The 18401-nt window shown below is 38.7% G+C and carries 9 protein-coding genes; 1 reads left to right on the top strand and 8 read right to left on the bottom strand.

Translation table 11 applies throughout. The annotated features are described in order from the left end of the window. Positions 1-172: 172 nt before the first annotated feature. From IEV98_RS16035 to IEV98_RS16000, 8 genes are all read right to left on the bottom strand, one after another. Positions 173-952, bottom strand: a complete 780-nt coding sequence (locus tag IEV98_RS16035; RefSeq protein ID WP_188507034.1) for a hypothetical protein — start codon at positions 950-952, stop codon at positions 173-175. Between the two features lie 66 nt (positions 953-1018). Next, entirely contained in the window at positions 1019-6271 is a 5253-nt protein-coding gene (locus IEV98_RS16030; protein ID WP_229738805.1) for a PDDEXK-like endonuclease domain-containing protein, read from the bottom strand. Between the two features lie 316 nt (positions 6272-6587). Further along, on the bottom strand, positions 6588-9392 hold the full coding sequence (locus IEV98_RS16025) for a TrlF family AAA-like ATPase (RefSeq protein WP_188507032.1): 2805 nt from the start codon (positions 9390-9392) through the stop codon (positions 6588-6590). Positions 9393-9798: 406 nt separating this feature from the next. Continuing rightward, complete coding sequence (locus tag IEV98_RS16020; protein ID WP_188507031.1) at positions 9799-10620, bottom strand: hypothetical protein; 822 nt, start codon at positions 10618-10620, stop codon at positions 9799-9801. A gap of 22 nt (positions 10621-10642) precedes the next feature. Further along, entirely contained in the window at positions 10643-12613 is a 1971-nt protein-coding gene (locus IEV98_RS16015) for an ATP-binding protein (RefSeq protein ID WP_188507030.1), read from the bottom strand. 63 nt (positions 12614-12676) lie between these two features. Next, positions 12677-14494 carry an ATP-binding protein gene (locus IEV98_RS16010; RefSeq protein WP_188507029.1) on the bottom strand — a complete coding sequence of 606 codons (1818 nt, stop codon included), beginning with the start codon at positions 14492-14494 and terminating at the stop codon, positions 12677-12679. A gap of 79 nt (positions 14495-14573) precedes the next feature. After that, complete coding sequence (locus IEV98_RS16005) at positions 14574-15434, bottom strand: hypothetical protein (protein WP_188507028.1); 861 nt, start codon at positions 15432-15434, stop codon at positions 14574-14576. Positions 15435-15845: 411 nt separating this feature from the next. After that, a complete protein-coding gene (locus tag IEV98_RS16000) occupies positions 15846-16142 on the bottom strand; it encodes a hypothetical protein (RefSeq protein WP_188507027.1) in 297 nt (98 codons plus the stop codon). Between the two features lie 825 nt (positions 16143-16967). Here IEV98_RS16000 and IEV98_RS15995 point away from each other — a divergent pair. Continuing rightward, positions 16968-18401 carry a redoxin domain-containing protein gene (locus IEV98_RS15995; protein ID WP_188507026.1) on the top strand — a complete coding sequence of 478 codons (1434 nt, stop codon included), beginning with the start codon at positions 16968-16970 and terminating at the stop codon, positions 18399-18401.

The raw sequence follows: 18401 nt of genomic DNA, 5'->3' as shown, positions 1-18401 counted from the left end.
TGCCAGCCAAGCGAAGTGAAACTGGAGGATAGCCCCAATATGTCAAATTAACCGGGTAGCTGTTTTCAGGGAGATTACATAAACACAATGTCGAAGCTTATCTTCAGGAACACACTTGAAATAAGATTTTGTGTTTGATCTACATTATCAATCATTAGAATTGCTTGGCAGTTCAAGCATTAGGTGATTTTTTATTTACACCCACAGCAAGGTGATATTGAAGTTTAGTGAGTTTATCAATTGCTGCCTCAGCTTTTCCATTCTTGCTCTTTTTTACAAGTAATCGAATTCTAAAATGGATGTCTGAAAAAACATTGTCTCGGTCTTCTATCCTAAGTATCAAACGTTGATAGGCTCCTGGCTCGTTCTTTTGTTTATTATCTAATGGCTTTACCGGTTGTCCGCTAAAAAAACTTTGCTCAGCATCAATGAAGTAAGTCCCATCGAGTTTGTTGTGCTTGGACTTTTTAGCCAATACTGTTTTTCCGTCGGCAGTTAATAATTGTGCGTTCACAAAAAAATTGCTGCCAAGTCTTAACCGTAACGCGAATTTGTCTTCTATTGTATTATTGTTGTCAATCTTTTTAAATGTTTCATAGTCTTGGTTTACAGGTTTATTTTTGCCCACCATCAGTTCGGGATCCGGCAGCAAAGCGAAGCGGTATTTCCTGTCTTCTAAAAAGGATAATTTTTGCTGAAGCTTAAATGTAGAAAAGATAAATGCAATACTAATAGCAGTTATAATAAGGGATATCCAACTGGAAACCTCTCCCCACCTAATGCTATCAAATGGGAATAATTGAATGTTTGAATTCTGAACCCCAAAGATGTAGAAAGCAATGATCGCAATTATGAGCAGCAATATTATGATAGCGCGTATTTTCGCAATCGAGTTGAGCATTACGCTCAACTTCATTTCAAGCCAGTTATTTAAAGCCCTCAGATTTTTCATGTTTTAATGCATGATTTGGTCAGTTTACATCCGTTCGCCAAAATTTTACTACAAAACCGACCCTTCCTAAGCGATCTCCAATATTTCCACAAAATTGTCTAATTCTCCAATTTTCACAATGTCGCCCACAGAATGGCCTTGTAGGGAAACAGCTAAAGGGGATCTGTGATAAAGATCCTGGAAATCATTTTTTGCAGCAGGTTTATTGTGTTGAGTTTGCACCAACCTAATTTTTAAGCTTTTCCCATTATTTAAGTACTTAACCACAACTTTGCTTTTCTCTTTTACACGTGAGGTTCCGTACTCATCAACTTGTACGGGAATTTCCTGTTCTGCAGCCTGGGTAAATTCTTTCGTTTCTTTTCCCCGTTGTGCGAGCATATCCTTTACAACATATTGCTCAACCATTTTGACATCATCCGTAAAAGCGAGTGAGGTTAACGAATCATCCTCAACTTCAAGTAATGAAGATTGCTCTACTTCTCTGATAAAGTTTATTAGTCTTTCCGTTTCCCGTCTATGACTTCTCCACCAGTTCGTACTCCAAATCCGATGGAATACGAATCCATGGTTTTCGAGTATTTTTTGACGGTGGATGTCATGGAGATATGCTTCATTGCTTGAGTGAAAGGTAGCCCCATCGCATTCTATGGCAATTTTTTTAACGCCAGGAAGCTTTGGATCGTAAACAATATCAATTCTGAAACCGCCAAACTTCAGCTGCGGCGTAACTTTATCTGGCCCGAAATGGTCGATTAATACCTGATATACCTCCTCTTCAAACGGTGATTCAAGTTCACTCAGATCACGAGGATCCAGCGACACGCTTCTTGCTGTATTCTCAGCAAGGGTGGTGAGTACCGCCAATCGTGACTGATGGTCAGACTCACTTACTGCTTTACAATAGGCTAAATAAGCATAAAATGCCCCCCTTTTATTATTCGACCCTTCAGAAAATAGAAAGTCCTTATAATTAAGAAAATTTTCCTCAGGAACAGAGGTGCAACAGTACACCTTGTATTTAGCACGTGTTATAATCACATTAAGCAGCCTGTATCCCTTCTGGTAATTAATGGGACCAAAGCGTTGGGCAAAGTTACCTGCTTGCCCCTTACCATAGGTCGTGGAAAGTATAATCACATCACGTTCGTCACCTTGGATGTTTTCGAGGTTTTTAACAAACATGCCATTTTCTTCCAGCTCCTGTATTTTAGTATTAAACTCTGCATACTTCGGGAGTTTCAGCCGCTGTAGAATTTTACTTTTTATCAGGTCCCGTTGTGCAATATTAAAAGTTGCGATACCAAGAGAAGGGTATTTGCCATTGGGTAGCCGGTGTATATTATGTTCGATAATCGAAATTACCATTTCGGCTTCCGAATCATTCACATGATCGGAAAATGTTCCGTCTACCTGAATGTATTTAATAGGTATATAATCAAAACTGTTCGGGAGAGGTTTCAACCGCTGGTTATAAAACGCATAGTTGGAAAAATCAATCAAAAAAGGATGGCGCGACCGATAATGGAAATCAAGGTGTTTTTTGTCAAAATTCAATTCCGCTCCAAAATCCAGCAGAGATTCACAATTCAAAAGGCCATCTTCCTGATTATATTTTATTTCATCTTCTTCCTCCAGGTCCGTGTCATCTTCAATCGATCCGTCAAATACCTTGCTGAAATAGTTCGACGGCGGCATTTGGTGCTCATCACCGGCAATGATTACCTGCCTGCCTTTCAAAATCGCAGGCAGGTTATCCTCAATGCGAAGCTGGCTGGCCTCGTCAAACATGACGATGTCGAAGTAGCCGTTCATCCCCTTAAAAAGGTTGCTGGCAACATCGGGTGAGGTCAGAATAATGGGAAAAAACGTGGTGAACAGATTGGCGTCTTTCTGCACGATCTGGCGTAGTGACAACCGTCTATTCTGTGGACTGCTTCGTTTGTTATACAGATTTTCCACCGAGAGGCCGTTGTTGTTTTCCTGGAATTGTTTAGTGGCATCGATCTGTTTGGAATACCAAAACTCTTTAATGTATTTCAATTGTTCTTTTTCGACGTTCCCTAGCACTTCATTCAGTTCAACCTGTGCTTGGTCATCGGTTGGCAAATTTATGTCGCCATTTTTTATCAGTACTGCATTCAAATAGATGATCATAAACACCCGTTCCCAATGACGGGTTTGTTTAAGCTCGTCTACAACTAGCCGTTGAAACTCTGATAGCGCGTTATAAAATTGAAACCATTTAAACTCGATGGAGAAATAATCCTGTTCTTGATCGAAGTATGCGTTTTTAGCGTTTATTTGAATATTTGCTTGTTCAATGATTGACTGGAAACTTTTAAATTTGATGGAGGTTTTAAGCCATGCATCCGAGTTGAATTTCTCAACGAGCGAAACAGTACCCTGTTGAAGTTGTATCAGACTATCTATTCCGACACGTGCCGGATCGGTATTGAGCAAATCAATAAGCGCAAACTCAGCTTGTATTTTATTATCAATTTCGTCGACTATTTTTGCAATACGTGGCTTTATTTCTTCCAGAATGACCTTATTATTTAAGTAGGATCGATTGAATTTTATGTTCAACTTAATGTCTTTGGCGGCCTGCAAGTTATCTGCCAATTCTCTGAATGCTACGTTGATTTTCGATATATATTCTTCAAAATCTTTACAAATCGTTTTGACCGTTTCGGCGAGCGTCGGATCCATTGATGGGATCTGTGCATACGCATGAATTAGGTGATTGTTTTCTTTGCTAAGAACATCGTTTAGTCTAAGATCTAAAAATTCAGTTTCTAAAGATTGTTCAAAATTCAGCTCCTTTAGCTTGATGTTATGCAGTATATCTGTAACTATTGGTTTTACGTTACACAATGGTCCGCTCAGCTTTATGTCTTTTGGTAGATCTTTACCTAACTCTATTACCCTATTCAAATTCTGAGACACCTCATGAAGCTTCGTCAGAAAAAAATGGAATTCCAACAAAATTCCCTCGAGTATTTCTTTATTTTCCGGGCGACTCTTTTCAAACGCATCCTGAATGGGGAGAAGATGGTCCTGTTGAAGTTCCGAAATCAGGTTGAGTTTTAAATTGGAATATTCTTTGTCTGTTTTAATCGAAAACGTGGCCGCAGTTTCTTTTAATGAATTTCTTAGCGGTTCAATGGAAGCGATTTTTTGGTCAATCGCATCGGTAGGTATCTTCATATCTATATCTGCGCAATCTTCCAGTGTTCTTTCCAGGTCTTCAAAAAGGGCCTTTATCGATGCATAATCAGCAAGTGTTTGTTTTCTTTTTGACGATACGAGTGCTAATATTTTGTAACCAATGCTATTCAGTTTCTTTTCAGAAATGAAATCCTGATTGCCTCGGTTTTGCTCAATTAATGTGTCAATAGGGGAGAGGATTCGTTCAATCTTCAAAATTTGGTCGTTCAGTACGAATTTCCTTTTGGTGTCGTATGTTTTCTTACATTCAACTATTAAACCGGATAGGCGTTCATCCTGCTTCATTAAAAAATCTGTACACGCGCGAACCATCGATACTTGATGAGTAAATTCGTTTTGGCGGGCATCGATAAATTTTCTTTTTGATGTTGCCACTAGATGCTCAAACCACCCTGCTAGTGCCGATAGTTTTTCAATTCTTGTCTCTATCTCACTTATTTGATACTGGATTTCCGCATTCCTTTTCTTTTCATACGCTGCTTTCACTTCAGTTAGCGTCGTTTCCAGATACCGAACCTGGGCTTCGTAATTTTCAAAATCATTCTTCAGATTTTCTTCAATCACAAAAGGAGCATCTCCGGTCAGTTTTTGAGGATTTAGAAATGCCTTCTCTGCGATGGGGTAAAAGCTGCTGTAATATCGTTGACCATTTTTAACAAGATCAATCCATCCCTTCAGTTCTTCAGTTGTATAGTTGAAATCGGCATTTTTGAATTTGTTCGATGGAATATCATCTTCCAGCCGTCTGAGCTCTTTAAGTAATTGGCCCACAGTATCGCTCCAAGTTTGATTTCCAATCAGTTTGGTGTCTATTTTTTGATGTTTCTTGTTGATGTTGTCAATCAACATCGTAGCCCTCTCAACAATGTCGTCCAAACTTTCCTTCGAATAGTCGTACCGGTATTTTTTATATTCCGAATTATCTATCCGGTCCCTCACGGAGTCAACAACTGCCCTTCTATCTTTTACGATATCCCGTATCAGGATACAGCTGTAGCCAAGCCCTTTTTTTACAAGCGCTTCATACAGCACCTCCAGCGCGGTCCGCTTTTCGCATACCACAATGGTCCTTTTGTTGTTTTCAAGGGCATTTACCAAGATAGCCGTCAGCGTTTGGCTTTTGCCCGTGCCCGGAGGACCCTGTATTAACACATTTCGGGTAGATTCCAGCGAGTTGAGAATGCCCTGCTGAGACGGATCTGTTTGTATCGATGAAATCGATTGAAACGAATTACCCGTTAAGTCGTCGGTCTCTATGCGCTGGCCACTTAATGCTAGTAGTTTATTGTAATCATTGATAATGTTTTGTTTTTGAACCTCAAATATCGAGAATAGACCTCCAAATTCTATGAGTGAATTCGTCGCATTCAGCGGCAGTTTTTCATAATGTGCCTTGTCATTTATCGGTGCTACTGCGTCAAGCTTCTTTCGGAACGTGGCTTCCAATTCATTGGAAGAAGTCGTGTTTATATTTCTTATCAATTGGCAACAGATATCAACCAATTCGTCTTTAGAAATCAGGCCGTCATCCAGCATATCGTTTGGAATTTGGCCTATTTCTATATTAACGTCATTTTGCAGGTGGTTGATTAATACTTCATTGATGTAAATGGGATCGTCGTCATTTCGTTGTATCTCCCACGTGTTAAATTCTTTGGTGCGTTTAATTCGCAAACTCCAGATCAAGATAGGGGCAACCGTCAACTTATTATCGGCCCTGTCTCTCCGTACAAGTAGAGGGAAGCCAAATCCAAATGTGTTTACACCTTTTTCAGATTCTATCGCATCCGTTTGATTAATCAGGTTTTCAAATGCTTTGGTAATACGTGCGAGCTGAATTTGTTCCTCTTCAAAAAGAAGGTTTAAATCCGGAACATTGTCTTTCCAGCTAATCCGAAATTTGAGGGGTTGTTGCGAGAGCAATGCATCCAAAAATCGCTGCGGCAACCCCTCCTCTATATGAGCAAGACGAGTGAAATCAAATTTGTATCTTGAAGATCCCGGTAAAGCGTTGAGGTGTACACCTCTACGATTTCCAATTTTTAACCGCTTTTGAAGCTCATTTAAGAATTTTTCGGTTAGTACCATTTCCAAATTTTCTGAATTTTGACGTCACAAGGTAGATGAATTCCAAGTTCAGTGAAAAGGTGAATCGATAATATATTATACCGTCCGTATACATTTAAATATCAACGGCCATTCATCAAAATCAAAAAAGCATTAGGCCAGGCTAAACTGCTCGATTATAAAGGTAAACACGAATGAATAGATTTCCAAATATAATTCTCGTAAAGCGCGCGACCTCAATTTCGTATGCCTAATGTTTATTACAAATTCCTATTATTTTTCGATGGAATTATTACGGATTCCCGTAAAGGATCGCACCATCTACACCACCACAGGATCAAAAGCCGTACTTGTCTTTTCTAAGTCTGAAAGCTTTCTCACCGCCTTCCATTACGGATGTAATTTCATCCCTTACAATTTTGTAGTCGATCGCACCTTCCGCCTTAATAATTCCCCTTGTTTGGCTACGCGACTCTCTATAGTCACAAAAGACAACTAATTCCGCATCACCGTTTACGACTAAGTTTGCGTTATGACTGGTGAAAATCAATTGGCGTTTCTTCTTTGCTTCCCATATGTTTTTAATAATATCTTTGATCGCACGGTTGTCTATATCATCCTCTGGCTGATCAATAACAAGTGGTGTTCCAGGTTGATTTAATAATACAGTTAGCAATGCTGTGGCTTGTTGGCCGGCAGATGCTTCTGAAAATGGTATTACATCGCCCATGTGACTATTGGTGATATATTGGAATTGTGGACTAAACTCAATTTCTTTTGTCGCAAGATTTAACCAGGCTTCAGGTGTCAGAATCTCCACGATTCTCGTTCTATTACCATCGTTATAATCGCAGCTACTAAGGACTGGGGTTTCTGGAATTTCAATTTTCTTTTCCTCTGATAATTTAATTTCCGCTAGAGCTTTTAATTCGTTCACAAGCTCTTTCCATTGTTCCAGTGGATTTTCAGAGCTAGTTATAATATCGCATAAAGATTGAATTTTATTTTCGCTAATTCGAGTTCCCTGAAACGCCTGAGTAAGTTCGGTTTTTATTTGCTTTACTTCTATGCTCTTGGTTATCTCGGCTTTAATAAGACCTTTTGATAATTGCGAAAAGTTTTGAGATTGATCGTTTAATATAGTTATTTTTTGACTATGTAGTGAAAACCATTCGTCTCTGAATTGGTTCAAATCATTTTCGGGATCGCCCAGCTCATTAATTGCTTGTGTTCTTTCTTCCAGATTCTTATTCAGTTCTGAAAGCCTGTTTTCCAATCTTTGAATCTCAGCTAATTGTACTTGGTTTGAGGTAGTCTTAGCTTTAGATGCCTCATACTGGATTTCATAATTTACCTTTAAGATTTCCCATTTCTCAAATAGCATTGTCAATTCAGGTAAATTGCTCTGACTCAACGAATCGATCAATTGTTTTGCCAGCGATTTGATTTTATCAAACTTTCTAACTCTTGCCGCATTGATTTCTGTAATGAGTTTTGTGTTTTGGAGCGAATGACTATGGGGGGAATTATCAGGTAATAATTTTAAGAAATCATTCAATTCTCGGAGCTTGATTTCAGTACTTGAAATTTCTCTTTTTGCCTTATTTATAAGGCTTTGCTCAAAATCGTATTTTTTCTTATTGGCTATGACCACTTGGTCTCTCTCTGAAATCCCTTTTAGCTGCGAACGAAGATTTTCTACTTGATTATTTAAGGATTTTATTTCGAGATTGAATTCGTCGATCTCATTTTGCAGTCCTTTTTTACGGAGATAATTTGTATAGGATGTTCTTATCTTTTTACCAATATCATTCAATTGAAACTTCAAATTATTTAGTTGGTTCGCAATTGGTAGTTGAATAAACCTTTTCAGTTCTTCTGTTCTTACACCAACACTGCTTAACTGTTTTTGACTGTAAGCTTGAATAGGCAAAATTCTTCTTACTTCGTCTTCGTTGACTTGCTCAAATTCATTATTGCCAATTTTTAAATAGATTTTCTTATTTACAGAATTACGTTTTACTAAATGAATAATTCCGTTTACCGAGAATGTAATTTGCACTTCACCGTTAAAGGGAATTAATGTTTTATTGATTAAGCTTTGCCTCCTTCTATCTAAGTCTGACTGTTCGTCAATGTTGCTAAGTACCGTTTGGTCACAAAGCCCCCATCGTAAATACTCAAGAATAGAAGATTTGCCGGTCCCGCGACCTCCGATTAAGGCAGTATATTGTTGATTAAACTCAATAGAAAAGGAGCTTAGAAATTTTGAATTTGTAACGTCAATTTTGGTAATGAATATTTGCGGCAGTTCGGGTAGGTTCTGACTAAGTCTAGATTCTTTTGCAAGACATGCTTGCCTCAACGCCTCGGCCGTTGGTGTCGCCCACTTCACCCAAGTTGAATGTGTTCCTAATGCGCTAAAATCTCTCTGCCTGTTATCAGAGGTTTGAAATGCTGCGACGCTTTTATAGCCCCATTCTTTTGCGATACCACTTATAATGTTTTTATTACCATTCCCGTGCTGCGTAATGGAGCCGTCGACATACCCACCGACACAAGGCATTTTTTTATAGTGCTCGGAATTGCCAGCGCGAAGTAGGGTATGTCTTCCTTTCTCGCTTAGATTTGGAAGGACAATGAATTTACCTCTTAAAGTCTCAATAGAATTTAACTTGTCATAGAGTTCTTCAAAACCATTTACAATTGTATTTGTAATAGGAAGTGTTTCAATGGTTGTTGCTTCGTCGGCTGAATTCGGTGTTATTCCAAGCAAATGAAGTATTTGATTTAAATTGTTAATTTGGTAGTCGGCATCAATAATCAATATCGCCTGACAGGGAGGGGTTGAAAGAGTTAATTCTAAGCCTGGAAAAACAATTATTTTCTCTTGATCAGAAATTGGTTGTCCGTTGTCGTCAAGTTCGGAGTTAGCCGCTTCCTTTATGTATGGATAAAATCCAAAGTCATGATGATCAGTTATAGCAACTGCATGAAGAGCTATTTCCCTGCACTTTTTTATGAAATCCCTTGCATAGTCCTTTCGCTCGTCAGCAGTTAAAGGTCTATCACCGCTCCACTTCACGTCTCTGGGACTGTGAGCTTGAAAATCGCATCTATAAAAATGTGCTCCTTTATCCATCGGTTATTTTATAATTGTTGATTTTTAAAATGGCTGCAGTGGTTTGGAATTTGGTCCAGTTAGGTGTTCCCGACTTTTGCCAGACGATATATTATTGATGTCGTTGCCGCTAATACAGCGTATTTATTCATCTTTTGTAGGATTGCGTTAAAATCACCAACTGTCATCTGCTCTGACTTTATCAACTGATTCAGTCACATCAATAATCAGTTTTTTGACATCAGCATGGGTATATTCATGGAATTTATTAAACTTTTTTTCACATCGATCGCATAGCAACAGCTCTGTCAATAGCAACTACAATAGTATAGATTGTTATTGATTTTGTAGGACTATTTTCAAACCAATTTGACATATCCATTTTTCTGTCTTGAAAATTTTAGTAATTTTCAGATTGGCCAGTCGTTTAATTAAAAAACGACTTCACATATCCCACAATTTGGTAAAGGAAAAGGCCAATCCATAAATATAGCCCGCCTATTATTCCAAAAATAATCACATCACTTTTGCCGATGGAGGATTGAGATAGAATGATCGATATGCTAAAAATGTAAATTAAGTACCCATAAAGTAAAGCGCCCTTCCCTCGTTGCAAATTTATCTCCTCAGCAGTCTTACTTTCAATTAGTTTCACGGACTTCTTTTCTATTGGGTGCATTAGGAGAGGAATATTACCTTGAGTATTTTCAATGAGAAAATTAAATACAACGGAATCATTTCGGTTCCAGGCAGGTATACGCCATACAAAATTTTTTAGAACATATTTATAGTTCTCTGATATTACTAGTGGCTGAGGCAAGTTCGGATCCATTGTTAAATTGTAGTTATCGATTTGTGCTATCTTTTGTCTTCTGGTCTCTTCATGATTTTCTTCAAGTCCTATGGTGGTCAGATATTGGTTATGAAAGGCATTTGCGCTTAGAATATTACTTGCTGAGTCAACCCAGCATTTTAATATTACATCCTCAAAATCCCTATTACTTTTGTTTTGTATTTTCAAATTGACAAAGTTTAGATGTTGGACAGGCCTTTCATCATTATATATAATCTTTATATTACCGAAAAAATTATCATTTATAGATGTTCCAATCGGATTGTACGTCTTCGTGAAACTAAACAAAGACTGTTTTGATTTGAATTTTTCAAGTATAATGTAGGCAATCAAAGTTAGCACCGAACCGATTGCAGCCCAGCCCAGTTTAGTGATATTAGTGAAAATTTCCTCCATCGATTAAAATAATAATTAATTATTAGCCCAAATTCAATTTCTCAAACAACACCCGATTTCTTTCCTTAGAGTCCTTCAACACCTTATCAAAACTCATAATTTCAACATACATATTATAATTGTCATTAAATGAGAAATATCCATCCCCACTTGGCAACTTTTTGTATCCCGCATCCGCCGCAAAAGCCTTAAGCTTCTTAGTCAAGTCACAAATGATATATGCATATATTGGCGTGTTATCTCTGAAATCGAACTCCCTACCATATTTATCCTTCGCCTCGCCAGCAATGATTTCCCTCGCATATTTGTTGATCTGCGAGATGGGGTTCTCTTGATCAGTGTAGTCGTCTCTCATTGGCCGCTTAAATTCAATGATAACGATTGATTCGTATGGCTTGTCATCGTTTGCAAACGCGAAAGGCTTGTTAAAAACGATAATATCCGGCCGGTCTTTTGATTCCGATGTTATTGGTTCTATATTCTTAAAGGACTTGTCAGAGGCTAAATACTTATGGTATGAAAGTCTTTCATCAAGCATCCAAAGATTATGGTCTTCAAATCCGATTTCATCTGAAAGGGCTTGGATTGGGAATATGAGACTATGGACAGCTTTTTCCGTTGCTTTATGTTTCAGAAGTTTATCGAAAAGGTCTAATACCAATTTTCGATGAATCACATATTCAGATAGTTTAGCATTGCCGACCTCAATGATTTTGGTATATAGTTCCTTGTGTTTGGCTTCAAAATCCTCCATTTCTTGTTCATTTTCAATGAACTTTAGTACGGATTTGGTTTCTCGTTTTACGTCCAATTCCAATTCCTGTTGGATTTTAAATACCTCCAGCTCTAGTCTCTCATCATTATAGGTTGACGGTATTGTTTTCAGCTTATCTGGTTTATATTTTAGTAATTGCTTGTAGCGTGGATGTGTTGCGACAAACTCTTTCACGCGCTGCAATCTAATTTGGGACAAGGCACTTATTTGTTCATCGAACTCCGTTGCCAGCAGCTGAGTAACAGCTTTTCTTAATTCTTCCTGTGTTGTTTGGTCGGGAAATTCCACTTCACCTTTGTCAAAATGAATTACAGTTCTTTCTTCGTTGACGTTGGCATCGAGAAAGTCACCTTCTACGTAAGCAGCTATCGAAAATTCTTTCCCCTCAGAATCTGTCAGAAAATTATCAATCTCTGGGATGTCTACCGAGATTTTATCAGCGATTACTTCACGATTGTGCGCGCAGTAGTGAATCTTATTGTCCGCTTTACTATTATATAATTTGACGATACTCAACTTAAACTGATTGCCACGGATTGGCAATGGCTTTGCCGTAACTTGACCATTAGTAAAAAGCTGAAATAAATCATTCACAACAATCTGATTGCCTAAGTCATTTAACAGAATACGGGGGCAATTATCTTCCAAAAAATAGATGAAAGTATGCTCAATAATCTTAAGGGCTATGTCTTCGGTTTTTGAATTACACCATTTGCGATAATCTTCCTTAAGTCCTTTTAGTCTGACAATAGTGTATCTTTCTAAACTGCCATTAACGCGTTCTTTTATATGATTCTCAATTCCTTTCCTTGTAGGCTCAAAGGAAAATTTCCGGAAGTACCATTGGTCATCCTCCCTGAATCTACTTTCAATCTCCGCTTTTCTAAATGCTCTTAGCCAAGAAAATCGCCCAATTCCCTTTCCTCCCTTTTTATATGTAGAATGAGCATAGTTAAAAGATTCATAGTTTTCTTCATTGAACCCTACGCCATTGTCTTTGATGGTAAAGTCAATGATGTCAGGTAGCTTTTCTTGCCCATCCAGTTCAAGCCCCGTTTGATTTGAGCGAGCAATATCGATTTCGATGATTCCAGGTTTTGTAGCGCTATCTTCTTCAATTGCCTGAATGGAATTGACTATGGCCTCAAAAAGCGGAAGAAGCGTATTGCTATACGCAAGTTTCTTTTCATTTATTTTGCCTCTTACATCGGTTTGCATGGACAGTTTAATTTGTGTGAATTTTCGATAAAGATGCGAATAATCAATAACTAATTATTAAACCTACTTTAATACCTTATCAGCCTCCTTGAGACGTAGCTTTTTACCATCGATCAATATCGGGGAAGAAGAATTCAGGGCGTTATTTGCAGACAACCTTTTGTCAAACTCCACGAAACAAAATCCTTTAGTCTGTCCATCGCGTATCCCACCTGTCCATCTCGGTATAATAACATCCACTACTTCCCCAAACTTGGCGAGCGCGATGTACAATTGCTCTTCTTTAATTTGATAAGGGATATTGCCTACGTAAATTCTCGCATAATCAGAGCGATCTTCTTCTTGGAGTTCAGAAATGGAATTACTAGCCGGCAACTGAATTTTGAATTTTGGGACAGCTTTTTTCGAGCCACCATATTTTTTTCTTAATTTTTGAACTTCAGTATCTTTATAAACGTTAACCAAGATCCGTAGCGTACGGAGCGATTCCAGTAATTCTCTGTAAACTTTTTCATCCACTATTCCAACAGTTTCAAATATCTCTTTCGCTGATATAAGCCGACCGTTTACACCTAGCCGTATTACGGTCTTTTGCTCTCTACTTAAAGTAAGATGTCCAAATTCTTCTAGCCATAACAGCTCTTCTGGTGTGTATACGTGTTTATAAAATAGTGTTATTGAATATGTCTTGTTCCGTGAGCGAATTTTAGGGGCAACCATATCATTATTGCGCATTAACTCGAATATCCGACGTATCCCCTCTCCTAATTCTCGGATAAAACCGGTTTCTCTTAATACTCTTGCAACATAAGTGTTCCGAGTCTGGTGTGCTCCAGATAGCGATTCTAGATCGTTAATAGTAATTGATGATAACAATTCGCCCGGATTTTCGATCTCAAGCCTATCATTAAATATTTTGACCTCAATACCTCTGCCTTCCGCATTATAATCCCTATGTGTAATGGCATTTATTAACGCTTCGCGACAAGCTAACTCAGGGTACATGATTTGATTTCTAAATAATGCGTCGTCAGAGAATTTGGTGTCGGTTAAATGCGGTCTAAGTAGGTCCCAACTGCTCTCAACTAACTGAAAAATATTTCCATTAGCTTCCCCAACCTCTGTCACATTGAATTCCGCGCCTGTTTTTTCTTCAGTTCCTCGAACTTTGAAAATACGGACTTGTAATCTTGGATGCCATTTATTTGATTTCTTAGCAAATAGTAATAAAGCTGCTTTTCGTAATTTCAATGATGATCCATCAAATTCTGCGAGGTCAAGGTATTGAAGGAGTTTTTCGGGAGAGATAAGTTTTGATATTTGACTAGATACTTTTTCTAACAATTCATAATCTAAATCGGTTATTTTTGCTAAATCCACGAACTGACGATCATATTCTCTTGATGATTTTTCTTCTCTTTGATATGTAATCTTTTCAGAAGCTGTTGGTGCCGACTCTCGGTCCTTTCTTTGGAAGCATTCTCCTTTTGCAGTAAGATGCACGAGATCGGCGCCTTTATTTACAGAGAAGTATACTACTCTTTTCCCTTTGTAATCGATAACGGCTCCTTGTTTTAGAGGGATAGGTGTGTCAGGAAGAATGCAGTCTTTCGGAGCATTTAATATTTCACTAACTTGATTTTGATTATGTGGTATCCCTGTCACATTGTGATTATCTTCTATTCCCACAAATAATTCACCACCGTCGGCATTCGCAAACGCCACAAGTGTTTTGGCAACGTCGTATTTGATTTCCGGAACTCTCCGGGGAGTTTTTGAGTTCGGCGATCCTTCAAATGCACTTTTGAATTCACGGTAATAGCTTTCGCCGATTTCAATTGCGATATCGACGCGTTCTGCGAGTTTTAGGATGTTTTCCATCTTTGAAATAATAATCGGGTTCTTAGTTGGTGTTTTTTGATTTAGTGTCCTAGTAATGGGGCATAATTTGCGGATAATCTTAACTTAATTCGTTAAGCTGTTTAGCAAGCTCTTCTTTCTTTTTGGCCTTCTCTTTCAGTTCTATTTGTTCGTCAAGAATCATTTCGATGCATTTTTCTACGACTGGGTACTTGGTTTTGCACTCATCTTCTGTTAGTTCATGGATGCCTTTGCTTAGTATGGAATAGATTTTTTTATTTTCGACCAAGAAGTCTGAGATTTCTCCCTTTAATAAATTAAGTTTTTCCTTGAAGTCTTTTTTTGATAATTCTTCTGGTGTTATTTCATGTTGAGTACCCAGCTTATTTAGTTCTGGCTTTACAATGTAGTTTTCTATTATCCTCCTTAAATATACAAATGACCCTACTCCGATACCATGTGAAAATAATCCTCTTCCTTTACTTAATTCAAGGAAAATATCGTTACTAAGTTTCTTATATTTTCGTAGTTGCGTATTTGTCAAATCTGCAACAGGAGGAGATTGCGCAATTTTTAAAAAGTGGTTATCATAAAATTTGAAAACAACAACAAAATTATGCTGATGACTTGTTTTATTTCGGCTGCACTCAAATTCTCGTATGATAATATTCAATCTGGAAAGCCAGTGTTCTTTGCCTCGTTCTGAATCTCTAAGGCTAAAGGGATGGTCTGAACCTAACATACTATTTCTATGCGTTTGCTCATAGATATAGTTATCTTCTTGAGGAATAGGAGAAAATACACTTTCCTTTTCGCAAAACGGGCAAAACAGATCTAACGTATATTTTTGCTCACGGTTTGAATTGAACAATATGTTAAATTCTTCTTGTTCAAATTCAACATATGGATACTTGACAAATAAGCCGTCTGAATAGAAGATGTTATTTATTTTGTCTGACATAAGTTGTCAATTTGAGGTTGTCTTTTTAGAGTATGGTTGATTCTTGTCCGTTCGACTTTTGCTAACTTTTCTTTGTAATTTGTCACTATAAAGACCGTGCTTCACACCAATGATTCCGTCTTTGGTTCTCGTTACCAAAACAGTAAGTATTTTCTTGAAAAATACCGGCGTGTTTTCACCATTTTCCCTAGAAACGTAGACTTGTTTGTCCGTTTGCTTTACATAGCCAAACTTATTGTATCCTCTAACTTTCGCAATTTTTCTGTCAACGAATCTCTGCAGTATTTTTCCAAGTAATATTTTCGAGTCCACTTTAGGTATGCTATATTTTTTTAGTAGACCACTCATCCGACCCCCACCACTTCTCTCACGTTATTCACCAATCACAAAAGGAGGGAGGGGAAACTAACTCTACTTCTTTTTCTTGCTTTCTTTTTCTTTTAGGTATTCTTCAAACATTGAAAAGAAAACTGATAGGGTTATTTTTGAGTACGTGCAAATTTTGCGAATAGTTGAAATTGGGACATCATACCCTTTACTCTTTATTAATTTTTCGATTGTCGCTTTGCCAATAGATGTAATTTCTACATATTGACGTATGGTTGGTTTAAGGCCATTGATGGTAATTGGCTCAATAAATTTGACCTTAATAAAGCTCAATAAGTCATTTTCGAAATGTTCCTGTTGTACGTCTTTAGTTTTTGCCATTAATGATTGCATAAAAAATAAAAAATAATGTCCGCTATAGCGGACAAGTCAAAATGTTTTTCTATATTTGTACTAGTTATTGTGAAAGCGACTATTACGCAGGGGCTTTGATCCTTGCATAATGATGTCTCTCGTCTGAGAAAACCGGCAAATTTTACCTGCGAGAAGACTGCGAGTTCGCCATTGACTATCGGATTATTATTATCTTTGCGATACTATATAACCGATAGGGCGAACTTTGCATAGGTCTTTTTTGGAGGTAAAGCAGAGAAATCTCGAGTAGATTATACTGCTAGGGTTTCCTGCCGGTTTCCCTCAGCCATTAAAGCAGCAGAGTTCGCCCTATTGGTGTTTTATTAACCAATACTACCCTCCAAGCTTTACCGAGCAGATATCGTTTACATAGCCAAATGATTATGAAAACGAGACCGTTAAAAACTAAGCAAAACTACCCAGACCTAATCCCCGATCAGCGTCCTTGGTTTTCCCGTAAACAACTTTTCAAATGCATCATCCGATCGCCGGACTAATGTGCGCATAACCGAACCAGCCAGTGCGGATGGATAGGATAGGGGGGGTAAAGCAAAATGCAACCCGTCTAGTGTTCCTTAATAGAGACCCCATCAGCCCAGCTGAACCGACCCCAATGCTGAAAGAAAAACCCGTTTTAGTTCAGGTTGGCGAAGGTGTTTATTTTCGGTCTATACGCAATAGCTAAAAGTAGACGCTTTTTTCCATACTTGCAACTTTAAACGAAAATTTCTTTCGCATTGGTACGTCGGTTCCAGAAATAAATTTTCTTAAACCGTTAAAAACCAATGCTAAATGAAGCCAATTTTACGCATAGGGGAGGGGTACGCCCTTTCAAAAATATATAGCAGCCTAATGGCTGTAGCAACGATCATGTGTTTGTATGCCGTGAAGCAGGTCTCCGCCCAAGAAGCGGAGCCTGCGGCTACGGCAGTTGCAGACGTCAAGCCCTTGCAGATTGGGGACACCATTCCCGAATACCTTTGGCACTTGCCATTGAAGCTGGTGAACCACCCGCCAGCTGGCGGGAAGGATTCAATAACCTTAAATGATTATCGAGATAAGCTGATTATCCTCGATTTTTGGGCCACGTGGTGCAAACCATGTATTTCATCCCTTTATAAATTAGATACCCTGCAAAAGCAATTTGCAGACGGTCTCGCAGTGATTCCAATAACCTATGAAGAAGAGGAAAAGGCCGAGGCTTTCATCACAAATAAAGGCTGGTCATTGCCTTCGGTGATAGAAGAGGCCAACTTGAAAAAATACTTTCCCCACCAAAGCATCCCGCACCAGGTATGGATTAAGTCGGGTAGGGTAGAGGCAATCGTGGGGCCTGAGTATGCCCGTGCCAATATGATAAGAGATGTTTTGGCAGGGAAGAATGTTGCTTTCAATCATAAGATCGAAGTTCCGTTTGATAAGATGAAGCCGCTGTTCATTAATGGGAATGGCGGTAACGGCTCAAACATGCTCTACCAATCGGTTATATCCGGACGGCTACAGGCCAGGGTAGCCGGCGTGATCAGGCCGTATCCCAATGAGATATTGGCGTATAACTACCCCGTTGAAATGCTATATAAAACGGCACTTCAGAATTCCGCTCTGGCACCGTTCAATAACGATCGATACATTATCTACGACGTAGACGATACGTTGCGTTTCCGAATCAGCCAGCGGGCATTAAAAGAGGTGCACGATGATTCCCTGAGAAGCCGGTGGGAAAAGGAAAACGCATACTGCTATAACCTGGTGTTGCCGAAGGGCAGCGATATACAGGATGTGAATGAACGGATGTTTCGGGACCTGAATGATTTTTTTGGCAAATACTTCAACGTGGTCGTAGCGTCCGAAGATCGGGAAGTTCCGGCGCTTGCCATTGTCAAAACAGCGGGCTATCGTGGTTTATCGACCCGGGGAGGTGAGACGTTACGTAGTTGGGATGCTGACAGTCGTGCATTAGTGCTCCAAAATGCGCCGGTTAGCTACCTTATCCATTACATGAATGCCATGCTGGATAACAGGCCTAAAATCGGACTCGATCCTTTCAACCGCCCTATCGTAGATGAAACCGGAATTGCCGGAAATGTGGATATGATGGTAAGCGCCAAGTTTACCGATATCGGCTCCGTTAGAGAAGCGCTTCAAGAATATGGCTTGGACCTGGCAGAAAAAGTAACTACCGTAAAAATGATTGTTTTTAAATATAACCAACAACCCAAACAATAA

Source organism: Parapedobacter pyrenivorans, assembly GCF_014636865.1.
Taxonomy (GTDB): domain Bacteria; phylum Bacteroidota; class Bacteroidia; order Sphingobacteriales; family Sphingobacteriaceae; genus Parapedobacter; species Parapedobacter pyrenivorans.
The sequence above is the reverse complement of the archived record's forward strand: the minus strand, read 5'-3'. Positions and strand labels throughout refer to the sequence as shown.

What these genes read in the sequence shown, in the direction of transcription:
- IEV98_RS16005 (WP_188507028.1), bottom strand. Translation starts at nt 15,434, where the DNA reads ATGTCAGACAAAATAAATAACATCTTCTATTCAGACGGCTTATTTGTC.
- IEV98_RS15995 (WP_188507026.1), top strand. Translation starts at nt 16,968, where the DNA reads ATGAAGCCAATTTTACGCATAGGGGAGGGGTACGCCCTTTCAAAAATA.
- IEV98_RS16015 (WP_188507030.1), bottom strand. Translation starts at nt 12,613, where the DNA reads ATGCAAACCGATGTAAGAGGCAAAATAAATGAAAAGAAACTTGCGTAT.
- IEV98_RS16000 (WP_188507027.1), bottom strand. Translation starts at nt 16,142, where the DNA reads ATGGCAAAAACTAAAGACGTACAACAGGAACATTTCGAAAATGACTTA.
- IEV98_RS16030 (WP_229738805.1), bottom strand. Translation starts at nt 6,271, where the DNA reads ATGGTACTAACCGAAAAATTCTTAAATGAGCTTCAAAAGCGGTTAAAA.
- IEV98_RS16035 (WP_188507034.1), bottom strand. Translation starts at nt 952, where the DNA reads ATGAAAAATCTGAGGGCTTTAAATAACTGGCTTGAAATGAAGTTGAGC.
- IEV98_RS16025 (WP_188507032.1), bottom strand. Translation starts at nt 9,392, where the DNA reads ATGGATAAAGGAGCACATTTTTATAGATGCGATTTTCAAGCTCACAGT.
- IEV98_RS16010 (WP_188507029.1), bottom strand. Translation starts at nt 14,494, where the DNA reads ATGGAAAACATCCTAAAACTCGCAGAACGCGTCGATATCGCAATTGAA.
- IEV98_RS16020 (WP_188507031.1), bottom strand. Translation starts at nt 10,620, where the DNA reads ATGGAGGAAATTTTCACTAATATCACTAAACTGGGCTGGGCTGCAATC.